We start from the raw sequence: 23,039 nt of genomic DNA on the forward strand, positions 1-23,039 counted from the left end.
AATTGTCATTCAGGCACTTTGCCATCTTGACGTCACATAGGCTAAATAGCACCGCAAGACAGTGATCCGGATAGAGGGACCGGATCACCATGCTGGCGATCGCGTAACAAATCTTACGGAGCCAGAGGCGACTGCGGCAAGAGGCGATTTCGGATTCCACCATGCGGTACAGGCATTTCCTCAAACTAAAGCGCGTCGCGTATGACCGGGCGATGCGCTTTAGCGTTGTCGTTTCTATGCGTGTCGTTATCGCAAAACCGCTGCACGCTTTTGCGCGACATGCATTGCTGGCGGGCGCCGTGGCGCTTGCGGCGCTGGCCGGTCCGGCTCTCGCCAATCCGACGATCGTATTCGACCTGGAGAATGGCAAGATCCTCCAGCACCAAGAGGCATTCAAGCGCTGGTATCCTGCCTCGCTGACCAAGCTGATGACCGCCTATGTGACGTTCCGCGCGATCGTCACGGGCGAGGTCCGGCTCGATTCGCCGATCAAGGTCACCAAGCGTTCCGCCAGCGAGCCGCCGAGCAAGATGGGCTTCAAGCCGGGCTCGGTCATGCGACTCGATAACGCGCTGAAGATGATGCTGGTCAAATCGGCCAATGACGTCGCCATGGCCGTCGGCGAGAACATCGGCGGTTCGCAGGCCGCTTTCGCCGAACGCATGAACGCCGAGGCGCGCCGGCTCGGCATGACCGGAACGCATTTCGTCAACCCGAACGGGCTGTTTTCGCCGGACCAGTATACGACTGCGCGTGATCTCGGCTTGCTGGTGATGGCGATCCGCACGGAATTTCCACAATATGCCCCATGGTTCTCGATCGAGGGCCTGGCCGTCGGCAAGAAGCAGATCTCGAATTACAATCTCCTGATCGGCCGCTATCCCGGCGCCGACGGCATGAAGACCGGTTTCGTCTGTCCCTCGGGCTTCAACATGATCGGCTCGGCAACACGCGACGGGCGCACGCTGGTGGCGGTGGTGCTTGGCGAGAAGTCGGCCATCACCCGCGCCGAGACCGTCGCCAGGCTGCTCGACCACGGCTTTGCCACGCCGACACCGGGCTGGCTGACGGTGGCCGCGCTGCCTTCCTATGGCGACACCACATCGATCAACAACCTGAATGACGAGATTTGCAGGAAGAAGCCGGCTAAGGAGCAGTCGGAAGCTCCCCCCGTCGGCGATAAGAATGCGGCAAAATCTCCCTATCGAACAAAACTCGATCACGCGCCGACATTGGTCGCAGTCGGCCTTGGCGGCGCCACCGGGCCGATACCGAAAGCCATGCTCGATGCATCGGGCCAGGAATATGCCGACGTGCCGCTGCCGAGCTGGCGGCCCGACCTGCCGCCGCCGCCCGGCGCCGAGCCGGCAGTGATCGGGTCCGCCACGGCGGCCCAGGAGCCCGCCAAGGCCGTGAACTAGTCTGATGAGCAGCGGCTTTCCCATCGCCGTCTCGGTGCTGACCGGTTTTCTCGGCGTCGGCAAGACGACGCTGCTCAACCGGCTGCTCAGGGATCCCGCGCTCGCCGACACCGCGGTCATCATCAACGAGTTCGGCGAGGTGGCGATCGACCATCTCCTGGTCGAACAGGCCTCCGACGGGATCATCCAGCTTTCCGACGGCTGTCTCTGCTGCACGGTGCGCGGCGAACTGGTCGACACGCTGGCCGATCTCGTCGACCGGCTGCAGACCGGCCGCATCGCCCGGCTTGCCCGCGTCGTCATCGAAACCACCGGCCTCGCCGATCCGGCGCCGGTGCTGCAGTCGATCATGGCCCATCCGGCGCTGGTCGAGGCCTTCCGGCTCGACGGCGTCATCACGCTGGTCGACGCGGTCAACGGCGATGCCACGCTTGACGCCCATGTCGAGGCAGTGAAGCAGGCGGCGGTCGCCGACCGCATCGTGCTGACGAAAGCCGATCTGGCCACCGATCCGCGCGACGTCGAGGCCTTGCGGGCGCGGCTGCGGCAGATCAATCCGGGTGCCGAGCTGCTCGATGCGGGTGATAGAAGGACCGATGCAGCGGCGCTGTTCGATTGCGGCCTCTACAACCCAACCACCAAGTCCGCCGACGTGCGGCGCTGGCTGGGCGAGGAAGCCGCCCATAGTCACTACCCCCACCATGGTGACCACGGCGACCATGACCACGATCATGACCATCGGCACGATTCCCGGGTGCGCTCCTACTCGCTCGTTCATGACGGGCCGGTGCCGTTTTCGGCGATCGAGATGTTCCTCGACCTGTTGCGATCAGCACATGGCGAGCGCCTGTTGCGCATGAAGGGCGTCATCGAATTGCTGGAAGACCCGTCGCGGCCACTGGTCGTCCACGGCGTCCAGAAGATCCTGCATCCGCCGGCGCGGCTGCCGTCCTGGCCGGACGGCCAACGCGGCACAAGGCTGGTGCTGATCACGCTCGACATGCCGGAAGATTACGTCCGCCGGCTGTTTGCCGCCTTCACCAACCGGCCGTCGATCGACTCACCGGACCGCGCAGCGCTGGAAAACAACCCGCTGGCCATCGCCGGGCGGTGAAGCGGCTGATCTCCCCCCTCGAGGGGGAGATTCGCCGAAGGCGACAGAGGGGGTCGGCGCGACCGGACGCGGCCTCCTGCGGCAGATCAAGGTTGGCGCTTCACGCGAGGCAACCCCCTCTGGCCTGCCGGCCATCTCCCCCTCGAGGGGGGAGATTGCTCTCAGCCGCCGCGCTCGACCAGAAAGCGATGGCCGCCGGAAACCGCTGCCGTTTCGATCAATCGATGGCCGCTCTCGGCGCAGAAGGCGGGAATGTCGATGACGGCGAGGGGGTCAGTGGTTTCGAGCCATAGGCGGCTGCCCGGCCGCATTGTGGCCAACCGCTTTTTTGCCTTGAGCACGGGCAACGGGCAGTTCAGGCCTTTGAGGTCGTAGACAGGGGCGGGGGCGGGGCTGGTTGAGGGCCTGTCTTCCTGGCCCCCATCTCCGTGTTCAGGCATGAAGCTCAGCCGCCGAACATGCCGAGCAGCTTCTTCTTCAGCCTTGTCGTCCTGCTTTCACCGGCATTCGCCGCCTGCGTTGCGGCCGGGGCGGCATCGGGGGAAGACGCGATTGTCGCGGTAGCGACAGGCGCTTCGGCTGCGGCCCTGGCCTCCTCCTCTTCGGCCAGCGAATTGATCCTGGCGGTTTGCTTTTCGGCCAGAGCCTGAGCCCTGGCCGCCTCTTTCGCGGCCTTGGCCGCTTCTATAGCGGCAAGCCTTTGCTCCTCGGCCTTCTGCTTGGCGGCCTTCTCCGCGTCGAGCGCGGCCATCTTGCGGCCCGCCGGCGAATCGATGCGGCCCATGCGCGCCGTCTCGGTCACCGAGCCGTCGGCGTTGAACGACGGCGGATCGATCGGCACGCGTTCGCCACGGGCGCGTTTCTTCGACCACTCGGAAACGATGCTGGCTTCCTTGATCCCGCCGATGGTCGGCTTGGGCGCCGGCACGCTGGCCTTGACCGCGCCGCTGAAAGCCGCCTCGTAGGTGCTCTGGTAGGCATTGAAGGCGCTCTTCAGCGAATCCGGCTGCGTCGTCGCAGGGCAGGCGCCGGTCGGATCGAAGGTCTCGCCGTCAGGCGCGACCTGGTTGAAGACATAGCGCTTCTCGCAGACATCGACCTTCGGCGGCACTTTCGTGATCTCGAAATTGTCGTAGCCGACCTTCAGCATCTTCCAGAATTCGTAGTTCGGATCTTTGCGATAGCGCGCCATGTTGGCGGCGGTCATGCGGAACGGAAAGGCCTGGATCTGGAACTCGGTCTGCCCGCCCTGGAAAGCGTCGCGGCCGAAGGCGTAGATCTGCTCGATCTGCGCGTCGGTCATCGAATAACAGCCCGACGACGAGCAGGCGCCATGGACCATCAGATGGGAACCGGTGCGGCCATTGGCGCGGTCGTAGACGTTGGGATAGCCGATGTTGAAGGCAAGGTGGTAGCTCGACCGCGGATTCATCTGCGCCGGACGGACCGTATAGAAGCCCTCCGGCGCCTGGCGGTCGCCTTCGGTGTATTTGGGGCCCAGCTTGCCCGACCATTTGCAGATGTCGTAGCTGGCGACCAAGTCATAGCGATCGTTGGTCTTGGCCTTCCAGATTTCGAGCTTGCCCTCTTCCTTGAAGATGCGGGCCATCACCGGCGAGGTGCGGGTCATGCCCTTGGCCTTCATGCTGGCCAGGATTTTTTCGGGCAACGGCTTGTTGGCGTGGGGGGCAAAATCCTTCATCGAAGAATCATTGCAGCCAGCGACGCCTATCGCGGCAATCACAAGTGCGGTGCGGGCAAGCTTGGCAAACATGGCTATGTCTTTTCTTTCGGACCGCAGGCATCAGGGCCGACAGGCCCAACCCTAAGCCCGTTAACCTTGAAAATTCCTTACCGCAGCGCCGGGCCTTACGGCAATCCGATTGAAACGAGCGCAGCGGCATTTTTGTGGCGAAGGTGCTTAATCTCGCCACATTGCGGCGTCGAAACCGTCCGGCGGTCCGTCCGACTGAAATCGGCCGGCCTGAATCCTCTTGTTCGACCACGCCTTTTGCGAAAACCGGTACCCACTTTTTGCTGCGCTGAGCCTCGGTTCGGGATCATAGTCTAGAGGTTTCGCCCCATAGTCAGATATTTCTCGCGGCGCTGCTCACGAAAATCGGTGTTGGCGCCGGAGAATTCCTTCATCGTTTTGGCGATGAGATCGCCGGTGGCGGCAATCACCGTATCCGGGCCACGATGGGCGCCGCCGAGCGGTTCGGGAACGATGGCGTCGATGATCTTGAGCTCCAGCAGATCCTGAGCGGTGATCTTCATGTTGGTCGCCGCATCCTTCGAGCGGGTGGTGTCGCGCCACAGGATCGAGGCGGCGCCCTCCGGCGAGATCACCGAATAGATGGCGTGCTCGAGCATGTAGACGCGGTTGGCGGTGGCGATCGCGATGGCACCGCCCGAGCCGCCTTCGCCGATGACCACCGAGATCGACGGCACCTTCAGGCGAAGACAGGCCGAGGTCGAGCGGGCGATGGCTTCGGCCTGGCCGCGCTCCTCGGCGTTGACGCCCGGATAGGCGCCGGCCGTGTCGACCAGCGTCAGCAACGGGATATTGAAGCGGTCGGCGAGTTCCATCAGCCGCACCGCCTTGCGATAGCCCTCCGGCCGCACCGAGCCGAAATTATGCCTCAGCCGGCTGGCCGTGTCCGAGCCCTTTTCCTGGCCGATGATCGCCACCGGCTCGCCGCGGAAGCGGGCGAAGCCGCCGACGATCGCCTGGTCCTCGCCGAAATTGCGGTCGCCGGCAAGCGGCGTGAAATCGTTGAACAGCCCCTTGATGTAGTCGACGCAATGCGGCCTGTCCGGATGGCGCGCCACCTGCACCTTCTGCCACGGGGTCAGTGCCTTATAAGTGTCGCGCAATGCGTCGCGCACGCGTTTCTCGAGACGGCTGATCTCATCGCCGACATCGACCGCCTCGCCATTCTCGGCGAGCTTCTTCAGCTCGAGGATCTTGCCTTCGAGATCGGCGACCGGCTTTTCGAAATCGAGGTAATTGTACATTCTTGAGCGGACCGATAAGCCGGGAGGCAATGACTGACGGAACCTAGGAAATAGAGGCTCCGGGCGGTGGAACGTCGTCCTCACATAGCGATATGACGCCTAGTCGGCAAGCGGATGATGATCGTTGACCAGCCGCACCAGCCGCTCCTCCAGAACATGTGTGTAAATCTGCGTCGTTGAAATATCGGCATGGCCAAGCAACTGCTGCACGGCCCTGAGATCGGCGCCGTTCTGCAGGAGATGGCTGGCAAAAGCATGGCGCAGCACATGCGGCGATATTTTCGCTGAGGCGATGCCGGCCCGCGCGGCAAGGCCCTTCAGGTCGCGGGCGAAGACCTGCCTGGAGAGATAGCCGCTGTCGCTTGCCGCCGGAAACAGGAACGGGCTGTCCGCCAAAGCCGGCACCGTTGCCCGGGCAGCGAGCCAGGCCCGCATGGCGATGCGCGCCTTTGCCGACAGCGGCACCATGCGTTCCTTGTCACCCTTGCCGCGCACCATGAAGAAACGATCGTCGCGCAACGCCACCGTCACCGGCAGGCCGACCAGTTCGGAAACCCGCAGGCCGGTGGCGTAGAGCACCTCGACCAGCGCATGCAGACGCAGCGCCGCCAGGCCGTCGCCATCGTTCAGCGAGGCGCCAGCTGCCTCCTGCGCCGCACGGTCGATCAGCCGGCCGGTGTCGGCCTCGCTCATCGTCTTCGGCAGCGGCCGGCCCTTCTTCGGACCGTCGAGGGTTCCGGTCGGGTCGTCGCCGCGCAGACCCTCGGCGTAGAGGAACTTGAAGAACTGGCGCATCGCCGACAGCTTGCGTGCCTGCGAGGTGGCGGCAAAACCGCGTGCGGCTATATCGTCGAGATAGTTGCGGATATCGGTGGCGGCGGCACCAGCGAGCCCGCCGTCGATCTCCGCTGATGCGTCTTCGAGGTCGCGGCGATAGCTGGAAAGCGTGTTTTCGGCAGCGCCGCGCTCGGCGCTCATCATTTCCAGAAAGGCTTCGATGCGGGCCGCGCTGTTCATGTCTCTCAGTTTTTCTTGGGAATGAGCTTTTCGGGAGGGATGCGCACGCTCATTTCGGCCTTTCTCGGCTCGACGAACATCGCCAGAGCGAACATCGCGCCATAGACAATGCCGGCCAGAATCGTGAGCGTCACGACAAAGCGGAACAGTGTCGGCATCAATTCTCGCCCGTCTTGTTGTTCTGCGTTTCCAAACCCAGTGCCCTTATGAGACGCCAATCCGGCCAATTCAAGGGCGAAGCGCGGACGACGTGCGGCGGCGCCACGCTTGACGCAATCAGGCTTTTGATGTCGATACGCCGGCAAAGAGGGTCTAAGCAGGCATTCGTGGGCTAGCCCGAAAATGCCTGCCTGGATTCTTTGCCTTGTCGCAGGTTCTGCCGCAAAACCTGGGATAGCTTTGCTGAACCTGCTTAGAAACATCATGGTGTCATGAACGCGTTGCCAGCCAATCCTCCCGATGAGAGCCATGCCGTGCTGCTCGGCCGGCTGGGCAGCCGTTCCATCGTCTTTGTCGGTCTTATGGGCGCCGGCAAGACGGCGATCGGCCGCAAGGTGGCGGGGATGCTGGGACTGCCTTTCATGGACAGTGATCAGGAAATTGAAAGCGTGTCGCGGATGAGCGTCCCGGAACTGTTCGAACGCTATGGCGAGCCCGAGTTCCGGGCGCTGGAGCAGCGCGTCATCCTGCGCATATTGGAACACGGCCCGCAGGTGCTGTCGACGGGCGGCGGCGCCTTCATGAGCGCGCCGACGCGGGAGGCCATTGCCGGCCATGGCGTGTCGGTATGGCTGAAGGCCGAGATCGACCTGTTGATGGACCGCGTTTCCAAGAAGCAGAACCGGCCGCTCTTGAAAAGCGCCGATCCCCGTGCAGTGATCGAGCGGTTGATGGCCGAGCGTTATCCGGTCTACGCAAGCGCCGATGTTACCGTGCCGACCCGCGACGATCGCAAGGAGGTCATCGCCGCCGAGGTGGTGAACGCGCTTTGCGGGTATTTCGGCGTGGCAGCCGCGACAGGCGAGGTGGGCTCGTGAGCAGCAATGCGACAGTCACCGTCGAAGTCGGGCTCGGCGATCGCGCCTATGACATATTGATCGGCTCCGGCCTGCTGTTGCGCGCCGGCACCGAGATTTCGCGCCGCCTGCCCGGCACGCGCGCCGCGGTGGTCACCGACATCAATGTCGCCGCCGCCCACCTCGAGACGTTGAAGGCCGGCCTTGAAAAGGGCGGCATCCAGCCTGCGGTCATCACGCTGCCGGCGGGGGAAAAGACCAAGAGTTTCGCGCATCTCGAAGAGGTGGTGGACGGCGTGCTCGCCGCAAGACTGGAACGCGGCGATGTCGTCGTCGCGCTCGGTGGCGGCGTCATCGGCGATCTGGCCGGATTTGCCGCCGGCATCGTGCGCCGCGGCATGAATTTCGTGCAGATCCCGACGTCGCTGCTGGCGCAGGTCGACTCTTCCGTCGGCGGCAAGACCGGCATCAACAGTGCGCGCGGCAAGAACCTCGTCGGCGTCTTCCATCAGCCGAAACTGGTGCTGGCCGACACCGAAGTGCTCGACACGCTGCCGATCCGGGAATTCCGGGCGGGTTACGCCGAACTCGCCAAGTACGGGCTCATCGATCGCCCCGACTTCTTCGCCTGGCTGGAGGAAAACTGGGGCAAGGTGTTCGCCGGCGGCCCGCAGCGGACCGAGGCCATCGCCGAGGCTTGCCGCGCCAAGGCCGATGTCGTCGGCCGCGACGAGTTCGAGACCGGCGACCGCGCGCTGCTCAATCTCGGCCACACGTTCGGCCACGCGCTCGAGGGCGCCACCCAATATGACAGCGCCCGTCTCGTCCACGGCGAGGGCGTCGCCATCGGCATGGCGCTGGCATATCGCTTTTCGTCACGCCTCAACCTGGCAAGTCCCGACGATGCGGCGCGCGTCGAGGCGCATCTTCGCGCCGTTGGCCTGCCCTGGCGCATGGCCGATATTCCGGGTGAATTGCCTAATCCAGAAGCGCTGCTTGCCTTTATCACCCAGGACAAGAAGGTGTCGCGCGGCGCGCTGACCTTCATCCTGACGCGCGGCATCGGCCAGGCCTTCATCGCCAAGGATGTGCCGGCGTCGGAAGTGCTGTCGTTTCTGAGGGAGAACCATCCGGGTCAGCAGAACAGCCGCCCGGGTCGGCCGGGAGGCCGACCGGGTCAGCCGAGAGGCCGACCGGGTCAGCCGAGAGGCCGACCGGGATGAGCGAGGCCGGCTGGATTGTCGCTGCTGTCCTTGCCGGGCTCGGCCTGCTCGCCTTTGCCTTTCGCGCGCGTCTGCTCGCCGCCTTCGGCTATGAATTGCAGCGCATCGAGCCGCAGCATTCGAAGCATGACGAATCGCGCAGCGCCATCGACGATTTTCGTCGCGACGGACAGGTGGTGCGCGAGGATCGCGCCCGCATCGGTCGCCTGTCCGATCTCGATGAGCTCGAAGTGTCCGATGTCATGGTCCATCGCACCAACATGCGCTCGGTCAATGCTGACAATGGGCCGGAGGCGGTGGTGCGCGAGATCCTGCAGAGCCCGCATACCCGCATGCCCTTGTGGAAGGGCTCGCTCGACAACATCGTCGGCGTGCTGCACGCCAAGGACCTGCTGCGCGCGTTGAACGATGTCGGCAACGACTTTTCCAAGATCGATGTGATGAAGATCGCTTCAAAACCGTGGTTCGTGCCCGATACCACGACGCTGCAGGAACAGCTCAACGCCTTCCTGCGGCGCAAGGCGCATTTCGCTATCGTCGTCGACGAGTATGGCGAGGTCGAGGGGCTGGTGACGCTGGAGGACATCATCGAGGAGATCGTCGGCGAGATCGCCGACGAGCACGATATCGACATACAGGGCGTCAAGCAGGAAGCCGACGGCTCCGTCGTCGTCGACGGCACTGTGTCGATCCGCGACCTGAACCGCGCGCTCGACTGGGACCTGCCGGACGAAGAAGCCACCACCATTGCCGGTCTCGTCATCCACGAGACGCAATTGATCCCGGACGAGAAGCAGGCTTTCACCTTTCACGGCAAGCGCTTCGTCGTCATGAAGCGCGACAAGAACCGGATTGCAAGGCTGAGGATCAGGCCGGCCGGCGAGATTTAGTTCTGATAGGTTCTTTCGCGGCTAATCAATCCTGGACGCTCGCCGCGCCGGCGTGCACTTTCGACCGGGCTGTCTGGAGGTGACGGTGATCGATCGGCGAACCCTGCTTTTGATGTCGATGGCTTTGTCGACGGCCAGCGCTGCGGCGGCATCGCGCCGGCTTTCGCCATCTCCGCAAACCATCGACTACGGACCGGCCAGGCTCGACATCTACGCGCGCGCCGGCGCCAGCTCCCTGCCTGTGATCGTTTTCATCCATGGCGGTGCCTGGCGAGCCGGCAATCGCACCAACGTCGACGTCAAGCCGGAGTTCCTGCTCGACAATGGCTTCTGCTTCGTCTCGATCGACTACCGGATGCTGCCTGAGGCTGATGTCGCCACCCAGGCCAACGATGTCGAGCAGGCCTATCGCTACGTGCGCGCCAGCATCGCCAGATATGGCGGCGATCCGAACCGGATTGCGGTGATGGGCCATTCGGCCGGCAGCCAGCTCGCCGCACTGACCGGGCTGCGCGGCGGTCTGCCCGGCGTCGCGGCGCTGGTTCTGAACGATACCAGGGCTTATGACCTGGAGGCGCTTGCGAGGAGCGGCGGCATGACACGGGCCTATGCAAAGGCCTTTCCCGACCCGGCGCAGTGGCGAGCGCTGTCGCCTGCCGCTCATGTCGGGAGCCGCAAACATCCGCCGACCTTCATCGCCTATTCGCGTGCAACGGGTCGTGCGGCAGCCTCACGGGCCTTCGCCGGTCGCCTGCAGGCGACCGGAACGGAGGTGACACCGTTCGATGGCAGCGCCTATTCGCACATGTCGATCAATCGCGATTTCGGCGACGAAGGCGACGCGTTGACCGGTGCGGTGATGATTTTCCTGAAGGCAGCGCTCGGATAGAGCGGTTCATCGTTTCACGAAAACGCCGAACCGCTCTATCTCTTTGTTTTTGCGCAATTCCCTAGGGAAAGCGCTATGCGCTTTTCCCGGGAAAACCGTTTCACACTTTTCCTGGAATTGCTCTAGTGGCTACCATCTGGTCTTTTCGTCCGGCGCGGCCGGCTCGATCGCCAGCGCATGGACACCAGCCTTCAATTCGTCGGCCAGCAATGCGTTGACCGCGCGATGGCGCTCGATGCGGCTCATGCCGGCAAAGGCCGAGGAGACGATGCGGACGCGGAAATGCGTCTCACCGGTGCCGTCATAGGTGCCGTGATGGTCGGAGTCCTGATGGTGATGGCCGGCATGGAGATGGCTTTCGTTGACGATGACCAGCCGCTCCGGCGAGAACGCCTTCTTCAACTTGCCTTCAATCGTCGACTGTATGGACATTCTTACTTCCCTTCACCACATATGGCGGGTGCAACCCCCGAAAATCGGCGGCCTTTGCGCGTCTGGAAGGACGCGCGGCGCCGCCGTCGCGACAAAATTCGCCGATCGCCCGCTTTATGCCGCGATTCAGCGGTTAGGGCGATCATCGCGAAAATGTCAATTCTTGTTTCGCACCGGCGAACAGCCCATAAATGGGTGAGATGAAACCGTACCCCAAATATTTCGAGAAAATTCGCATCCGCCCGGAGAAGGATGCGGAGCTGAAGTCTCGTTCGCCGATCTGCCAGTGGGACGGTTGCAAGGAGGCCGGCACCCATCGGGCGCCGGTCGGGCGCATGAAGGAGGGCGAGTATTTTCAGTTCTGCTTCGATCATGTGCGTGAGTACAACAAGGGCTTCAATTATTTCTCCGGTGTCCCCGATACCGAGATCGCCCGCTTCCAAAAGGAAGCGATGACCGGCCACCGGCCGACATGGAAGATGGGCGTCAACGGCGCTTCGACGCGCTCCTCGCCCGATTTCGCCCAGCAGCGCTCCGGCCGCGCCGGCTACTACAACCGCATGCGCGATCCGTTCGACCTGTTCAAAGGCCCGAAGGATCCGCGCGAGGCGCGTGAGCGCAAGGCCAAGCCGCTTGAGGCCAAGGCGCTGGAAACGCTTGGCCTTGATACAAAGGCGACTGGCAAGGATATCAAGGCGCGTTATAAGGAACTGGTGAAACGCCACCATCCGGATGCGAATGGCGGCGACAGAGGTTCGGAAGACCGGTTCCGCGATGTGCTCCAGGCCTATCGCGTGCTCAAGCAGGCAGGATTGTGCTGAGCGACCTCCGTGTCGTTTTCCAACTTTCATAAGGTTGGAAAAGGCTCTAAGACCGCCCCCGGACAAAATCGATTGCCGGCGAAATCAGGCGCTTCGCCCGTGGAGACGTTGATAAAGATGAACAAGGTCGATCGCGACATCGCCAACCTGCCCGACACCACCGTGCCGGTGAAGGAGAAATTCGGCTTCGAGTCCAAAATGGTGGTGCCTGCCTATTCCGTGACGAGCGAGCATGTGCCCGACATCGATCCCGACTATCTGTTCGACAAGAACACGACGATGGCGATCCTCGCCGGCTTTGCCTACAACCGCCGCGTCATGGTGTCGGGCTATCACGGCACCGGCAAGTCGACGCATATCGAGCAGGTCGCCGCCCGCCTCAACTGGCCAATGGTGCGCGTCAATCTCGACAGTCATGTCAGCCGCATCGACCTCGTCGGCAAGGACGCCATCGTCGTCAAGGAAGGGCTGCAGATCACCGAATTCCGCGACGGCATCCTGCCCTGGGCCTACCAGCACAATGTCGCGCTGTGCTTCGACGAGTACGATGCCGGCCGCCCGGACGTGATGTTCGTCATCCAGCGCGTGCTGGAATCGTCCGGCCGGCTGACGCTGCTCGACCAGAGCCGGGTCATCCGCCCGCATCCGGCGTTCCGGCTGTTCTCGACCGCCAACACCGTCGGTCTTGGCGATACCACCGGCCTCTATCACGGCACCCAGCAGATCAATCAGGCGCAGATGGATCGCTGGTCGATCGTCACCACGCTGAACTATCTGCCGCACGACAATGAGGTGAACATCGTGCTGGCCAAGGCCAAGCACTATCGCGATGCCAAGGGCAAGGAGATCGTCAACAAGATGGTGCGTGTCGCCGACATGACGCGTTCGGCCTTTATCAATGGCGACCTTTCGACCGTCATGAGCCCGCGCACGGTCATCACCTGGGCCGAGAATGCCGAGATCTTCGGCGATATCGGCATGGCGTTCAGGCTGACCTTCCTCAACAAGTGCGACGAGCTGGAGCGCTCGCTCGTGGCCGAGTTCTACCAGCGCGCCTTCGGCCAGGATTTGCCGGAGAGCGCCGCCAACGTGGTTCTGGGCTAACGATTTGGACGGGCGTGCTCGATCGTCCCTGATTGCAGGCATCTTTCTCGCAACCCTGGTTGGTTGTTCGATTGAGACGATCCGACCCGGTACTGATCGAGATTTTTTTCGGAACCTTGACGCTGCTGACGGGAGCGCGCGTCTTAAACAGCTAAGCCAATCGCAGAGTTTCTTCACCCGCGAGATGACCGAGCGCGGCGCGTCCTGCGGGGATGCACGTAACAGCGGTAAAACGGTTCGAGTGGTTTGCGTCTACTCAATTTGTCACAATGGCGGTGCGTGGTCGAGTGCCTGGCAGATCGATATCCGGACCGGGACCATCTCGACGCCGAAAGGCGCTAGTCCAGGAGCGCTAGATCAGGAAGACTGTGCGGGCGATCCAGCGCGGCTCAAAGATATTCAGCAGGCTGCGGTGAAGAAGCTGATACTAGCGGCAGGAGAAGAGGTACTGTAAGTGGCGGGTCCGGGCGACAACACGCGCAACAAGTCGAAGACGGGGTCTGAAGCCGACAGCTTCAAGCGCGCCGTCACCGTCTGCATGCGCGCGATTGCCGGCGACAAGGACCTCGAAGTCGGTTTCGCCAAGGATCGGCCGGCGCTCGCCGGCAGCCGCGCCCGGTTGCCTGAACTGCCGAAGAAAGCCTCGAAGGCTGACATCGCCATCACCCGCGGGCTCGGCGATTCCATGGCGCTGAAGCGCGCCTGCCACGACACGCGCATCCACACCAGGCTGGCGCCGGAGGGCAAGCAGGCCCGCGCCATCTATGATGCGGTCGAGCAGGCCCGCGTCGAGGCGATCGGCTCCCGCGCCATGCAGGGTGTGGCCGACAATATCGGCTCGATGCTCGAGGACAAATACGCCAGGGCCAACCTCATCGACGTCAAGGACAAGGCCGATGCGCCGATCGAGGAGGCGCTGGCCCTGATGGTGCGCGAAAAGCTGACCGGCCGCGCCGTGCCGAAGAGCGGCGAGCGGCTGGTCGACCTCTGGCGCCCTTGGGTCGAGGAGAAGGCAAGTGCCGATCTCGACGGACTGTCGGCAAAGCTCGACGACCAGCAGGCCTTCGCCCGTGTCGTGCGCGAGATGCTGGCTTCCATGGAAATGGCCGAGGAACTCGGCGACGACCAGGAGACCGAAGACTCCGAAGACAACGATGAAAACCAGCCGCAAGGCGAGGAGCAGAGCGAGGAGGGCGGCGAGGACGCTTCCGGCTCCGAGCAGTCGCAGTCGGACGATACCGAGGCGTCGTCCGACGACGAGCAATCGGCCGAGACGGAGGCATCCGATGCTACCGCCGATGAGCTGTCCGACGATGAAGATGCCGATGCCGAGACGCCCGGCGAGGCGCGCCGCAACGACAATCCCTTCTCCAATCTGTCGAAGGAGATCGATTACAAGGTCTTCACCACCGCCTTCGACGAGACGGTGGGTGCGGAGGATCTGTGCGAAGAGGAAGAGCTGGATCGGCTGCGCGCCTTCCTCGACAAGCAGCTTGCCAACCTGTCCGGCGTCGTCGGCCGGCTGGCCAACCGGCTGCAGCGCCGCCTGATGGCGCAGCAGAACCGGTCCTGGGATTTCGATCTCGAAGAGGGTTATCTCGATCCGGCGCGGCTGGTGCGCGTCGTCATCGACCCGATGCAGCCGCTGTCCTTCAAGCAGGAGCGCGACACCAAATTCCGCGACACGGTGGTGACGCTGGTGCTCGACAATTCGGGCTCGATGCGCGGCCGGCCGATCACCGTCGCCGCCACCTGCGCCGACATTCTGGCGCGCACGCTGGAACGCTGCGGCGTCTCGGTCGAGATCCTCGGCTTCACCACCCGCGCCTGGAAGGGCGGGCAGGCACGCGAGAAATGGCTGAAGGAAGGCAAGCCGCCAAATCCTGGGCGGCTCAACGATCTGCGCCACATCATCTACAAATCCGCCGACCATCCATGGCGGCGGGCGCGGCGCAATCTCGGCCTGATGATGCGCGAGGGCCTGCTCAAGGAAAACATCGACGGTGAGGCGCTGCTGTGGGCGCACAACCGCCTGATCGCCCGGCCGGAGCAGCGCAAGATCCTGATGATGATCTCGGACGGTGCGCCGGTCGACGATTCGACGCTGTCGGTCAATCCGGGCAACTATCTCGAACGGCATCTGCGCGCGGTGATCGAATTGATCGAGACGCGCTCGCCGGTCGAGCTCCTGGCCATCGGCATCGGCCACGACGTGACCCGCTACTATCGCCGCGCCGTCACCATCGTCGATGCCGAGGAACTGGCCGGCGCCATGACCGAGCAACTGGCCTCGCTGTTTGGCGAGGAAAGTACGCGCGACACGCGACGCGGCGGCATGCGGCGCGCCGGATGATTTTTTCGCGGGGCGGCTTTCGGCAGACGCTTTTCGCCGCCACAGCCCTGTTCGTTGCCGGCATCGCCTTGTCGCCTCCCATCGCTGCCGGCACCGTTGCGGTCGAGCCGATCGAAATCTCGGCACGGCTGATAAACAGGTTTCATATCGGCGGTGATGAAAAGCGGTTCGGCCCGCTCGAATTCGTCGGCGGGCTGGAAATGACCTCGCCGTCACGCGATTTAGGCGCGCTGTCGGCGTTTCGCTTCCGCAAGCCCGGCAGTGATTTCATCGGCGTCGCCGACACCGGTTTCTGGTTCTTCGGCACCGTCACCCATGATGCCGACAAGCGCCCATCCGGCATCCGGAATTTCCGTATGCAGCAGATGGCCGACGAGGCAGGCCAGCTGATCGCCGAGAAATGGGAGGTCGACGCCGAAGGCCTTGCGCTCAAGGACGGCATTGCCACAGTCGGCTTCGAGCGCGATCACCGCATTGCACAGTTCAAGATCGAACCGGGCGACATGAAGCCGCCGTTCAGGCAACTCGACTTCCTGATTCCAGCCTGGGAGCTTCGCCGCAATCGCGGCTTTGAGACCGTCACCCACGCCAATCCCGACGGCCAGCACCAAGGCGGGCTGGTCGTGGTCTCGGAAAAGAGCCTCGACAAGTCAGGCAACATCTATGCGGCCGTTATCGAAGGGCCGCACAAGGGCGTCTTCACCGTCAAGCGCAACGGCAATTTCGACATTGCCGACGGCGCCTTCCTGCCGGACGGCGACCTCTTGCTTTTGGAGCGCAGCTTTTCGATGGCCGGCGGCGTCAAGATGCGGCTGCGGCGCATCTATGGCGAAAGCGTCGAGAAGGGCGCGGTTGCCGACGGGCCGATGCTGATGGAAGCCGACATGGGCTACCAGATCGACAATATGGAAGGGCTCGACGTCTGGACCCGCGACGACGGCGCGCTGATGGTGTCGCTGGTTTCGGACGACAACCACTCGATGCTACAGCGTAATCTGTATCTGGAATTTGTGCTGCACGAGGATTGAGAGGCGGTCGGCAAAGGACGGCCGATAACAAGCTACAGCTTGGCGCCGGTTGCAGCAGGCCGGGGTCCGTTGGTCGCGATCCAGATGATTTGGCGTGCGCCGCGCTTGCCATTGGCTCGCACCTTGGCCTCCTCGACCGCGAAGCCCGCCTGCTTGAGCCGACGGGTAAAACCGCTGTCGGGTCCCTGCGACCAGACCGCCAGCACGCCGCCGGGCTTGAGCGCTGCTCTCGCGCTGATCAGCCCGGCTATACTGTAAAGAGCATCGTTGGCCCTGTGGACGATCCCTTCCGGCCCATTGTCGACGTCGAGCAGGATGGCATCCCAAGCCGAGGCTTCCGATCGTATGATCTGCCCGACATCCGCCTCGCGAATGGTCACGCGCGGATCGTCGAGACAGCCGCCGAACAGCGAGGCCATCGGGCCGTGCCCCCACGCCACCACGGTGGGCACCAACTCGGCGACAACGATGCCGGCATCGGCGCCAAGCTCGGCGAGCGCGGCGCGCAGCGTGAAACCCATGCCCAGCCCGCCGATCAGGATTTTCGGCTGCCTGCGGCCGGCAATCCTGTGGCAGGACAGCCTCGCCAGCGCTTCCTCAGAACCGCTGAGGCGACTGTTCATCAGCTCGTTCGAGCCGAGCATGATCGAGAATTCGGCGCCGCGTTGTTTCAGGCGCAGCTCATGTCCGCCGTCAGGCGTTTTCGCGGTATCGAGTTGGACCCATGGGATCATGCTTGAGAACCTGTGAGCATGATCTTTTCCGAAAACCGGTTCCCACTTTTAGGGATCATGCTCTATGCCGCCAGTGCCGGCTGGCTCCAGCGGGCGGCAAGCAGCCGGTAGGGGATCAGCGCCACCACGGCTATGATTAGCTTCACGCCGAGGTCGCCGAGCGCCCATGAAACCCAGCGCATGGCCTCGACCGGCAGCACGCCCATCAGCGGCGCCGTTTCGAGCGCAAAGCCATCGTTCGGGCCAGCGAAGGCGAAAGCCGCCGAAAAGGCGATCGTGAAGAACACCGCGGTGTCGAACACCGAGCCGACCAGCGTGCCGACGATCGGCGCCCGCCACCAGCTCTGCCGGCGCAACCGGTTGAACACGGTCACGTCGAGCAGCTGCGCGATCAGGAACGCGGTGCCGGAAGCCGCCGCAATGCGCACCAGCCGGTCGGCGGCCGTTTCGAATTCGATCAGGCCGTAGCGGAACAGCAAGGGCGGGATGACGACCGAGCAGATCACTGCCGCCGTGAAGCCGACAAACACGATCCGGCGCGCCACAGCCGGGCCGTAGCGGCGATTGGCAAGGTCGGTGACCAGGAAGGAGAACGGGTAGGTGAAGGCGCCCCAGGTCAGAATGTCGGCCAGCGACAGGCCGCCGACTGCACCCTGCAGCGGGAACTGCACGAGGACGTTCGACGCCACCACGACAAGCGCCATGGCCGCAACAAAGGGCAGATATCGGGAGAAAAAGCTCATTTTTTTATCCTGGGTAATGGAACCAGCGGGGTGTCATGCCGAGTTCGGACGACACTCCTTGGAAGGCGGTGCCTGAAAAATTAAGCAGCCGGCTGTTCGGCGAGCTTCTTGGCGATCTGCTTCTTCAGCAGCCGCGCGCGCTGCGACAGCTCCTTGGCGTCGGCCTTGGCCAGGAACGCATCAAGGCCGCCGCGATGCTCGACCGAACGCAGCGCGTTGGCCGAAATGCGCAGGCGCACATTCTGGTTCAGCGCTTCCGAGATCAGCGTCACATTGACGAGATTGGGCAGGAAGCGACGCTTGCTCTTGTTATTGGCGTGGCTCACATTGTTGCCGGACATGACTGCCTTGGCAGTGAGTTCGCAGGTGCGGGACATGGTTCTAAACCTTCAGTTCTCGGTCTGGCCAAACATTCAACCCGCGCCGGGTGGCGCGCGGTTTCGGTCAGGCGGCCTTATGGAAAAAGTTGGCGTTCCATAGTTGCATTTCGGCGATGCGTCAAGCTCCGGCTTGCGCCCGGGTGTGACGACGTCTTTCACATAAAGGCCGAAATTCAGTCTATAAGCGGTCGCACAAGGAGATGCCAGGCTGGAGTTGCGCGCTTCTGTGAAAATCGAGGATCGATCCCGCCATGCTTCGTTCGTCTCATGCTCTCCTTGCATCGCTCGCCGTGGCGCTGCCGACGGCAATTTCTGCCGCCACGCAACAATCCTTCAAGGGCGAGTATACGGTTTCGGTCCACGGCTTCTCGGTGGCCAAGGCAAGCTTTTCCAGCAGTTACGAAGGCGATACCTATTCGATCGAAGGCAGCGTCTCCAGCGCCGGCCTCGCCACAATATTCGACGACACGCGTGGCACGGTCTCGTCGAAGGGCAAGATTTTGGGCAAGCAATTGCAGCCGCAGGCGTTCCGCGCCGACTACAAATCGGGCGACAAGGCATCGATGATCGATATCCAGTTCGCCAACGGCAGTGTTACCGCGACCAAGGTCGTGCCTGCGCCGAAGAAGCGCAATTCCAAGAAATGGATACCGCTGGCCGCCAGCCATCTCGCCTCGGTGCTCGATCCGATGGCCGCCACCGTCCTCCATGCCGATAGTCTCGACAAGGTCTGCGGGCGCACGGTGAAGCTCTATGACGGCGAGATGCGTGCTGATCTGACGCTGACCTACGAGTCGAAAGGCTCGACCTCGGTGCGCGGCTACGAGGGCGATACCGTCACTTGCCGGCTGGATTTTGAGCCGGTGGCGGGTTATCGCAAGAACCGCAAATCCCTGGATTACCTGAGAAAGCGCAGCCGCATCATGGTGACGTTTGCACCGGTCGGCCAAACCGGCGTATATGCGCCGATCCACGCCACGGTCGGCACGAAAATCGGCACCCTCACCGTCAGCGCGGAGCGGTTCGAAGCGACAGAATAGGCGCGATCGCGCGCCGCCGGAGACGGACATGGGGCGCGCAACACTGATCGGCTTCTCGGCGGTCGCCATGTGGGCGCTGCTGGCACTGCTTACGGACGCTTCCGGCGCGGTGCCGCCATTCCTGCTCTCGGCGATCACCTTCACGATCGGCACTGGCGTCGGGCTCGTCGCGCGGCTGTTCATGCCGGCCACCGCCGGGAGCGAGAAAATACCGCCGCAAGTGTGGCTGATCGGCATTGCCGGCCTGTTCGGCTATCACTTCTTCTATTTCACTGCGCTACGCAACGCGCCGGCGGTGGAGGCGAGCCTCATCGCCTATCTGTGGCCGCTGCTCATCGTGCTCGGATCGGCGCTGATGCCGGGCGAGCGGCTGGCCTGGAACCATGTCGTCGGCGCACTGCTCGGCCTTGCCGGCACTTTTCTGATCGTCACCAAGGGCGGCGGGATTGCCTTCGACGCGCGCTATGCCTTCGGCTATGCGATGGCCGGCGTCTGCGCCGTGCTGTGGTCGTCCTATTCGCTGTTGTCGCGCCGCTTTCCGTCGGTGCCGACCAGCATCGTCACCTGGTTCTGTGCGGCCACGGCAGCGCTTGCGCTTGTCTGCCATCTGCTGCTGGAAGAGACGGTGCTGCCTGTCGGCGCCGGCCAGTGGCTGGCCGTGCTCGGCCTCGGCCTGATGCCGGTGGGCGCGGCCTTCTACGCCTGGGATATCGGCGTCAAGCGCGGCAACATCCAGGTGCTGGGCGCGGCAAGCTATGCCGCGCCGCTGCTGTCGACGCTGGTGCTGATATCAGCCGGCTTCGCCGAGCCGTCCCTGCGCATCCTCGCCGCCTGCGTGCTGATCACCGGCGGCGCAGCGCTTGCGGCGAAATCGCTGTTCTTGCGCAAGAGGGCTGCGAGCGAGGCAGGGGCGTGATGCCGTTTCCCGGCGGCATCGACGCCGACGCCAATGCGACGCTGCTGTTTTCGCTGGCCGCCGCGGTGATCTACGCCTTCACCATCGACATGCCGCCGAAGCTTGCGCGTTCCGCGGTCAAGACGCTGGCCGTGGCAATGCTCACCGTGCTGGCATCGCTGCAGGGCGGTCCGTGGCTGCTCATCGCGGCGCTGGCGCTCAGCGCCATCGGCGACGCATTGCTGTCGCGCGACGGTGAAAAGGCTTTTGTCGGCGGGCTGGCCAGTTTTCTCGTGGCGCATGGGCTTTACAGCGCGCTGTTCCTGCGCTCCGGCGAGGGGGTCGGGCTGCTCTCGGCCGAGCCGTGGCGCGCGGCGATTGCCGTGGCAATGACCGTGTTGGCGCTCGCTATGCTTTTTGCGCTCTGGCGCCGTGTCGGCCCCGCCCTGCGCCTTCCCATCAGCGTCTATATCGCGACAATTTTTGCCATGGGCATTTCGGCGCTGACCCTGAGCAATTTCTGGGTCGTCGTCGGCGCCGTGCTGTTCATGGCGTCCGACGCGCTGGTCGCCGCGGAAAAGTTCCTGCTGAGCGCCATCTCGCCGCACCGTATCTGGACGCGCCGCGCGGTCTGGGTGCTGTATTATGCCGCCCAGCTGGCGATCACGATGGGTTTCCTGCTGGGCTAGGACTCCAGCCTGGTTCGGCCAGCTCGAAGGCGGCGAAATCGAAGCCCGGCGCCACGGTGCAGCCGGCCAGCGTCCACTCGCCCAGGCTGCGCGCCGACTGCCACCAGCCTGCCGGCACAACGATCTGCGGCCGCTCGCCCGCCGCCAATGCCGTGCCGAGCACCTGCTCGATCACCGGCCCGTTTTCCCGATGCATCGACAGTGCCAGCGGGGCGCCGGCATAGAAATGCCAGACCTCGGCGGCGTCCTTGACGCGGTGCCAGGCCGACACTTGCTCCTGCTCCAAAAGGAAATAGATCGCGGTCGAATGGCCGCGAGCGCCATCCGCGCCATCGCGAAAGGTCTCGGCATACCAGCCGCCTTCCGGATGCGGTTTCAGGCCGAGCGCCGCGATGATTTCGGCGGGACTGGTCATTTTCCTCAGACCTTCATGGATGCCAGACCATCAACGGTGCTCAGAAATTGTCCTTGCGCTTGCGTATTTCGGCGAACACTTCGGCGTCGGAGGCGTTCTCCATGCCGAGATGCTTGCGGATTGCCGGATCGTGCCAGCGCAGGAACGGATTGGTCGACAGTTCCTCACCGATCGTGGTCGGCAGCGTCGGCTTGCCGTCGGCGCGCAACGCTTCGATTTTCGCGGCGCGCTCCTTCAATGCCGAATTGGTCGGGTCGACGGTCAGCGCGAAGCGGGCGTTGGAAAGCGTGTATTCATGGCCGCAATAGACGACCGTCTCGGCCGGAAGCGCCGCGAGCTTCTTCAACGAATCGTACATCACCGGCGGCTTGCATTCGAACAGCCGGCCGCAGCCGAGTGCGAACAGCGTGTCGGCGGTGAACGCCACTTTCGACGCCGGCAGATGATAGGAGACATGGCCCGCCGTGTGGCCGGGCGTGGCGATCACGTCGATCCTCTCCTCGCCGAGGTGGATGACCGAACCCTGCTCGACGGTTTCGTCGATGCCGGGGATTTTTGCCTTTTCCGCTTCCGGTCCGACGATGCGCAGCTTGAAGCGCTCCTTCAGCGCCAGGTTGGCCTCGACATGGTCGACATGGTGATGGGTGGTCAGGATCATCGTCGGCGTCCAGCCGGTACGCTCGATCGCGGCCAGAATCGACGCCTCCTCGGGCGCGTCGATGATCGCGGCCTGGCCGCTTTTCGGGTCATGCACCAGCACACCGAAATTGTCGCTGCGGCACATGAATTGTTCGATTTCAACCGGCATCGCATCTCTCCACGAGAGCGCCGCGCGTCCAGTTGGACGCACAAAGGACGCTTCTGACACTTTTTACCTGCTGCATCGTGTCTTCCGAAATCGAAACCGATTTCTGGCCGATGCAGCAGTCGCCGCAGACATAGGGCGCTTGCCCGCGGATGTCATCCGTCTTTGTAGAACTGGGCGCCTTTGTTGAACTTGGACAGCATCGAAGATAGCGTGCCGCGCATGCATTCCGATATCGTCGACCTTCGCTCGTTTTATTCGACCACGCTCGGGCGATTGGCCGAACGCTCGATCACCATGGCGTTGTCCTCGATATGGGCTGTCGTGCCCAATGAGCGGCTGGTCGGCCTCGGCTACACCTTGCCATGGCTGGAGCGGTTCGGCACCGATGCCGAACGTGTCTTTGCCTTCATGCCGGCGACGCAAGGCGCGGTGGTCTGGCCGGCCACCGGGCCGACCGCGACCGCGCTGGTCTTCGATGAGGAATTGCCGCTGGTCGATGCCTCCATCGACCGCATGCTGCTCGTCCATTCACTCGAACATGCCGAGAACCCGCGCGAGACGCTGAACGAAATCTGGCGGGTGCTGTCGCCCGCCGGCCGCGTCGTCATCGTCGTGCCCAACCGGCGCGGTGTCTGGGCCCGTTTCGAGCATACGCCGTTCGGCAGCGGCCGGCCTTTCTCGCGCGGCCAGCTCACCGAATTGCTGCGCGAAGCGAATTTCACGCCGGCGGCCTGGTCCGACGCCCTGTTCTTCCCGCCATCGCGGCGACGCTTCATGATGCGGTTCCACAATGTGCTGGAGCGCGCCGGCCGCAGGTTCTGGCCGATCTTTTCCGGCGTCATCGTCGTCGAGGCGCAGAAGCGGCTCTATCAGGGTGTGCCGGTCGTCCAGCGCGCCTCTCGCCGCGTCTTCGTGCCGGTTTTCTCGCCGCATGGCGCCACAAGGCTCGGCCGGATATCGCCGAGCGGGAAGGCGCCGTCGCCGGGCCGCCGATGACGTTTTCGTGATC

General features: G+C 63.5%; 25 protein-coding genes. 14 read left to right on the forward strand and 11 right to left on the reverse strand.

Annotated features, from left to right (window positions below):
* The first annotated feature begins 161 nt into the window (after nucleotides 1-161).
* Entirely contained in the window at nucleotides 162-1,421 is a 1,260-nt protein-coding gene (locus AC0L3D_RS15575; RefSeq protein ID WP_473644923.1) for a D-alanyl-D-alanine carboxypeptidase family protein, read from the forward strand.
* Between the two features lie 4 nt (nucleotides 1,422-1,425).
* Nucleotides 1,426-2,535 carry a CobW family GTP-binding protein gene (locus AC0L3D_RS15580; protein WP_473644925.1) on the forward strand — a complete coding sequence of 370 codons (1,110 nt, stop codon included), beginning with the start codon at nucleotides 1,426-1,428 and terminating at the stop codon, nucleotides 2,533-2,535.
* Nucleotides 2,536-2,696: 161 nt separating this feature from the next.
* Here the strand turns inward: AC0L3D_RS15580 and AC0L3D_RS15585 are convergent, their stop codons facing one another.
* From AC0L3D_RS15585 to AC0L3D_RS15605, 5 genes are all read right to left on the reverse strand, one after another.
* Entirely contained in the window at nucleotides 2,697-2,975 is a 279-nt protein-coding gene (locus tag AC0L3D_RS15585) for a sulfurtransferase TusA family protein (protein WP_023797173.1), read from the reverse strand.
* Between the two features lie 5 nt (nucleotides 2,976-2,980).
* Complete coding sequence (locus AC0L3D_RS15590; RefSeq protein WP_473644926.1) at nucleotides 2,981-4,309, reverse strand: L,D-transpeptidase family protein; 1,329 nt, start codon at nucleotides 4,307-4,309, stop codon at nucleotides 2,981-2,983.
* Nucleotides 4,310-4,602: 293 nt separating this feature from the next.
* Entirely contained in the window at nucleotides 4,603-5,553 is a 951-nt protein-coding gene (locus AC0L3D_RS15595) for an acetyl-CoA carboxylase carboxyltransferase subunit alpha (protein ID WP_128246070.1), read from the reverse strand.
* 99 nt (nucleotides 5,554-5,652) lie between these two features.
* Nucleotides 5,653-6,570, reverse strand: a complete 918-nt coding sequence (locus AC0L3D_RS15600; RefSeq protein ID WP_473644928.1) for a site-specific tyrosine recombinase XerD — start codon at nucleotides 6,568-6,570, stop codon at nucleotides 5,653-5,655.
* Nucleotides 6,571-6,575: 5 nt separating this feature from the next.
* Nucleotides 6,576-6,728: a histidine kinase gene (locus tag AC0L3D_RS15605; protein ID WP_091593135.1), complete on the reverse strand. Its 153-nt coding sequence runs from the start codon at nucleotides 6,726-6,728 to the stop codon at nucleotides 6,576-6,578.
* Between the two features lie 273 nt (nucleotides 6,729-7,001).
* Between AC0L3D_RS15605 and AC0L3D_RS15610 the strand changes: the two genes are divergently transcribed.
* The 4 genes from AC0L3D_RS15610 (at nucleotide 7,002) to AC0L3D_RS15625 (ending at nucleotide 10,588) form a co-directional block, all read left to right on the forward strand.
* Nucleotides 7,002-7,607: a shikimate kinase gene (locus AC0L3D_RS15610; RefSeq protein WP_473644930.1), complete on the forward strand. Its 606-nt coding sequence runs from the start codon at nucleotides 7,002-7,004 to the stop codon at nucleotides 7,605-7,607.
* Nucleotides 7,604-8,809 (forward strand): 3-dehydroquinate synthase, encoded by a 1,206-nt coding sequence (gene aroB, locus AC0L3D_RS15615; RefSeq protein WP_287238211.1) that lies wholly within the window; start codon nucleotides 7,604-7,606, stop codon nucleotides 8,807-8,809. The genes AC0L3D_RS15610 and aroB overlap by 4 nt, the downstream gene beginning before the upstream one ends.
* Complete coding sequence (locus AC0L3D_RS15620) at nucleotides 8,806-9,699, forward strand: HlyC/CorC family transporter (protein ID WP_128246073.1); 894 nt, start codon at nucleotides 8,806-8,808, stop codon at nucleotides 9,697-9,699. Before aroB ends, AC0L3D_RS15620 begins: the two co-directional genes overlap by 4 nt.
* A gap of 85 nt (nucleotides 9,700-9,784) precedes the next feature.
* On the forward strand, nucleotides 9,785-10,588 hold the full coding sequence (locus tag AC0L3D_RS15625) for an alpha/beta hydrolase (RefSeq protein WP_473644933.1): 804 nt from the start codon (nucleotides 9,785-9,787) through the stop codon (nucleotides 10,586-10,588).
* Between the two features lie 129 nt (nucleotides 10,589-10,717).
* Here the strand turns inward: AC0L3D_RS15625 and AC0L3D_RS15630 are convergent, their stop codons facing one another.
* Nucleotides 10,718-11,020 (reverse strand): BolA family protein, encoded by a 303-nt coding sequence (locus AC0L3D_RS15630; RefSeq protein ID WP_473644935.1) that lies wholly within the window; start codon nucleotides 11,018-11,020, stop codon nucleotides 10,718-10,720.
* A 191-nt stretch (nucleotides 11,021-11,211) separates the two neighbouring features.
* On the opposite strand from AC0L3D_RS15630, the gene AC0L3D_RS15635 reads away from it, so the two are divergent.
* The 4 genes from AC0L3D_RS15635 (at nucleotide 11,212) to AC0L3D_RS15650 (ending at nucleotide 16,326) form a co-directional block, all read left to right on the forward strand.
* Nucleotides 11,212-11,841, forward strand: a complete 630-nt coding sequence (locus tag AC0L3D_RS15635) for a J domain-containing protein (RefSeq protein ID WP_036262308.1) — start codon at nucleotides 11,212-11,214, stop codon at nucleotides 11,839-11,841.
* A gap of 117 nt (nucleotides 11,842-11,958) precedes the next feature.
* Nucleotides 11,959-12,945 (forward strand): cobaltochelatase subunit CobS, encoded by a 987-nt coding sequence (gene cobS, locus AC0L3D_RS15640; protein WP_091593508.1) that lies wholly within the window; start codon nucleotides 11,959-11,961, stop codon nucleotides 12,943-12,945.
* 454 nt (nucleotides 12,946-13,399) lie between these two features.
* Nucleotides 13,400-15,298, forward strand: a complete 1,899-nt coding sequence (gene cobT, locus AC0L3D_RS15645; protein WP_473644937.1) for a cobaltochelatase subunit CobT — start codon at nucleotides 13,400-13,402, stop codon at nucleotides 15,296-15,298.
* Nucleotides 15,295-16,326 (forward strand): esterase-like activity of phytase family protein, encoded by a 1,032-nt coding sequence (locus AC0L3D_RS15650; RefSeq protein ID WP_473644939.1) that lies wholly within the window; start codon nucleotides 15,295-15,297, stop codon nucleotides 16,324-16,326. Before cobT ends, AC0L3D_RS15650 begins: the two co-directional genes overlap by 4 nt.
* Before the next feature lie 32 nt (nucleotides 16,327-16,358).
* Here AC0L3D_RS15650 and AC0L3D_RS15655 read toward each other — a convergent pair whose 3' ends face one another.
* The 3 genes from AC0L3D_RS15655 to rpmB form a co-directional block, all read right to left on the reverse strand.
* Nucleotides 16,359-17,060 (reverse strand): spermidine synthase, encoded by a 702-nt coding sequence (locus AC0L3D_RS15655; protein ID WP_473644941.1) that lies wholly within the window; start codon nucleotides 17,058-17,060, stop codon nucleotides 16,359-16,361.
* A 62-nt stretch (nucleotides 17,061-17,122) separates the two neighbouring features.
* The gene (locus AC0L3D_RS15660; protein ID WP_128168744.1) at nucleotides 17,123-17,803 is read right to left on the reverse strand and encodes a queuosine precursor transporter; all 681 of its coding nucleotides are present in this window, start codon (nucleotides 17,801-17,803) and stop codon (nucleotides 17,123-17,125) included.
* Nucleotides 17,804-17,883: 80 nt separating this feature from the next.
* Nucleotides 17,884-18,180, reverse strand: coding sequence for a 50S ribosomal protein L28 (gene rpmB / locus AC0L3D_RS15665; RefSeq protein ID WP_023797188.1), 297 nt, complete (start codon nucleotides 18,178-18,180; stop codon nucleotides 17,884-17,886).
* Nucleotides 18,181-18,434: 254 nt separating this feature from the next.
* On the opposite strand from rpmB, the gene AC0L3D_RS15670 reads away from it, so the two are divergent.
* The 3 genes from AC0L3D_RS15670 to AC0L3D_RS15680 are packed head-to-tail and all read left to right on the forward strand — an operon-like array spanning nucleotide 18,435 to nucleotide 20,807.
* Entirely contained in the window at nucleotides 18,435-19,223 is a 789-nt protein-coding gene (locus tag AC0L3D_RS15670; protein ID WP_473644943.1) for a DUF3108 domain-containing protein, read from the forward strand.
* 28 nt (nucleotides 19,224-19,251) lie between these two features.
* Nucleotides 19,252-20,139: an aromatic amino acid exporter YddG gene (gene yddG, locus AC0L3D_RS15675; protein ID WP_473644945.1), complete on the forward strand. Its 888-nt coding sequence runs from the start codon at nucleotides 19,252-19,254 to the stop codon at nucleotides 20,137-20,139.
* Nucleotides 20,139-20,807, forward strand: coding sequence for a lysoplasmalogenase family protein (locus AC0L3D_RS15680; protein ID WP_473644947.1), 669 nt, complete (start codon nucleotides 20,139-20,141; stop codon nucleotides 20,805-20,807). The genes yddG and AC0L3D_RS15680 overlap by 1 nt, the downstream gene beginning before the upstream one ends.
* Here AC0L3D_RS15680 and AC0L3D_RS15685 read toward each other — a convergent pair.
* Nucleotides 20,782-21,222: a cupin domain-containing protein gene (locus tag AC0L3D_RS15685; protein WP_473644949.1), complete on the reverse strand. Its 441-nt coding sequence runs from the start codon at nucleotides 21,220-21,222 to the stop codon at nucleotides 20,782-20,784. The genes AC0L3D_RS15680 and AC0L3D_RS15685 overlap by 26 nt on opposite strands.
* 40 nt (nucleotides 21,223-21,262) lie before the next feature.
* Entirely contained in the window at nucleotides 21,263-22,030 is a 768-nt protein-coding gene (gene gloB / locus AC0L3D_RS15690; RefSeq protein WP_473644951.1) for a hydroxyacylglutathione hydrolase, read from the reverse strand.
* Between the two features lie 219 nt (nucleotides 22,031-22,249).
* Here gloB and AC0L3D_RS15695 point away from each other — a divergent pair, with 219 nt between their 5' ends.
* Nucleotides 22,250-23,026: a class I SAM-dependent methyltransferase gene (locus tag AC0L3D_RS15695; protein WP_091593108.1), complete on the forward strand. Its 777-nt coding sequence runs from the start codon at nucleotides 22,250-22,252 to the stop codon at nucleotides 23,024-23,026.
* Nucleotides 23,027-23,039 lie beyond the last annotated feature (13 nt).

Source organism: Mesorhizobium sp. WSM4837, assembly GCF_055811435.1.

Bases quoted from the DNA above. Each gene is read 5' to 3' on its own strand.
- AC0L3D_RS15575 (WP_473644923.1), top strand. From the start codon at position 162: ATGCGGTACAGGCATTTCCTCAAACTAAAGCGCGTCGCGTATGACCGG.
- AC0L3D_RS15580 (WP_473644925.1), top strand. From the start codon at position 1,426: ATGAGCAGCGGCTTTCCCATCGCCGTCTCGGTGCTGACCGGTTTTCTC.
- AC0L3D_RS15585 (WP_023797173.1), bottom strand. From the start codon at position 2,975: ATGCCTGAACACGGAGATGGGGGCCAGGAAGACAGGCCCTCAACCAGC.
- AC0L3D_RS15590 (WP_473644926.1), bottom strand. From the start codon at position 4,309: ATGTTTGCCAAGCTTGCCCGCACCGCACTTGTGATTGCCGCGATAGGC.
- AC0L3D_RS15595 (WP_128246070.1), bottom strand. From the start codon at position 5,553: ATGTACAATTACCTCGATTTCGAAAAGCCGGTCGCCGATCTCGAAGGC.
- AC0L3D_RS15600 (WP_473644928.1), bottom strand. From the start codon at position 6,570: ATGAACAGCGCGGCCCGCATCGAAGCCTTTCTGGAAATGATGAGCGCC.
- AC0L3D_RS15605 (WP_091593135.1), bottom strand. From the start codon at position 6,728: ATGCCGACACTGTTCCGCTTTGTCGTGACGCTCACGATTCTGGCCGGC.
- AC0L3D_RS15610 (WP_473644930.1), top strand. From the start codon at position 7,002: ATGAACGCGTTGCCAGCCAATCCTCCCGATGAGAGCCATGCCGTGCTG.
- AC0L3D_RS15620 (WP_128246073.1), top strand. From the start codon at position 8,806: ATGAGCGAGGCCGGCTGGATTGTCGCTGCTGTCCTTGCCGGGCTCGGC.
- AC0L3D_RS15630 (WP_473644935.1), bottom strand. From the start codon at position 11,020: ATGTCCATACAGTCGACGATTGAAGGCAAGTTGAAGAAGGCGTTCTCG.
- AC0L3D_RS15635 (WP_036262308.1), top strand. From the start codon at position 11,212: ATGGGTGAGATGAAACCGTACCCCAAATATTTCGAGAAAATTCGCATC.
- cobS (WP_091593508.1), top strand. From the start codon at position 11,959: ATGAACAAGGTCGATCGCGACATCGCCAACCTGCCCGACACCACCGTG.
- AC0L3D_RS15650 (WP_473644939.1), top strand. From the start codon at position 15,295: ATGATTTTTTCGCGGGGCGGCTTTCGGCAGACGCTTTTCGCCGCCACA.
- AC0L3D_RS15655 (WP_473644941.1), bottom strand. From the start codon at position 17,060: ATGATCCCATGGGTCCAACTCGATACCGCGAAAACGCCTGACGGCGGA.
- AC0L3D_RS15660 (WP_128168744.1), bottom strand. From the start codon at position 17,803: ATGAGCTTTTTCTCCCGATATCTGCCCTTTGTTGCGGCCATGGCGCTT.
- rpmB (WP_023797188.1), bottom strand. From the start codon at position 18,180: ATGTCCCGCACCTGCGAACTCACTGCCAAGGCAGTCATGTCCGGCAAC.
- AC0L3D_RS15670 (WP_473644943.1), top strand. From the start codon at position 18,435: ATGCTTCGTTCGTCTCATGCTCTCCTTGCATCGCTCGCCGTGGCGCTG.
- yddG (WP_473644945.1), top strand. From the start codon at position 19,252: ATGGGGCGCGCAACACTGATCGGCTTCTCGGCGGTCGCCATGTGGGCG.
- AC0L3D_RS15680 (WP_473644947.1), top strand. From the start codon at position 20,139: ATGCCGTTTCCCGGCGGCATCGACGCCGACGCCAATGCGACGCTGCTG.
- AC0L3D_RS15685 (WP_473644949.1), bottom strand. From the start codon at position 21,222: ATGACCAGTCCCGCCGAAATCATCGCGGCGCTCGGCCTGAAACCGCAT.
- gloB (WP_473644951.1), bottom strand. From the start codon at position 22,030: ATGCCGGTTGAAATCGAACAATTCATGTGCCGCAGCGACAATTTCGGT.
- AC0L3D_RS15695 (WP_091593108.1), top strand. From the start codon at position 22,250: ATGCATTCCGATATCGTCGACCTTCGCTCGTTTTATTCGACCACGCTC.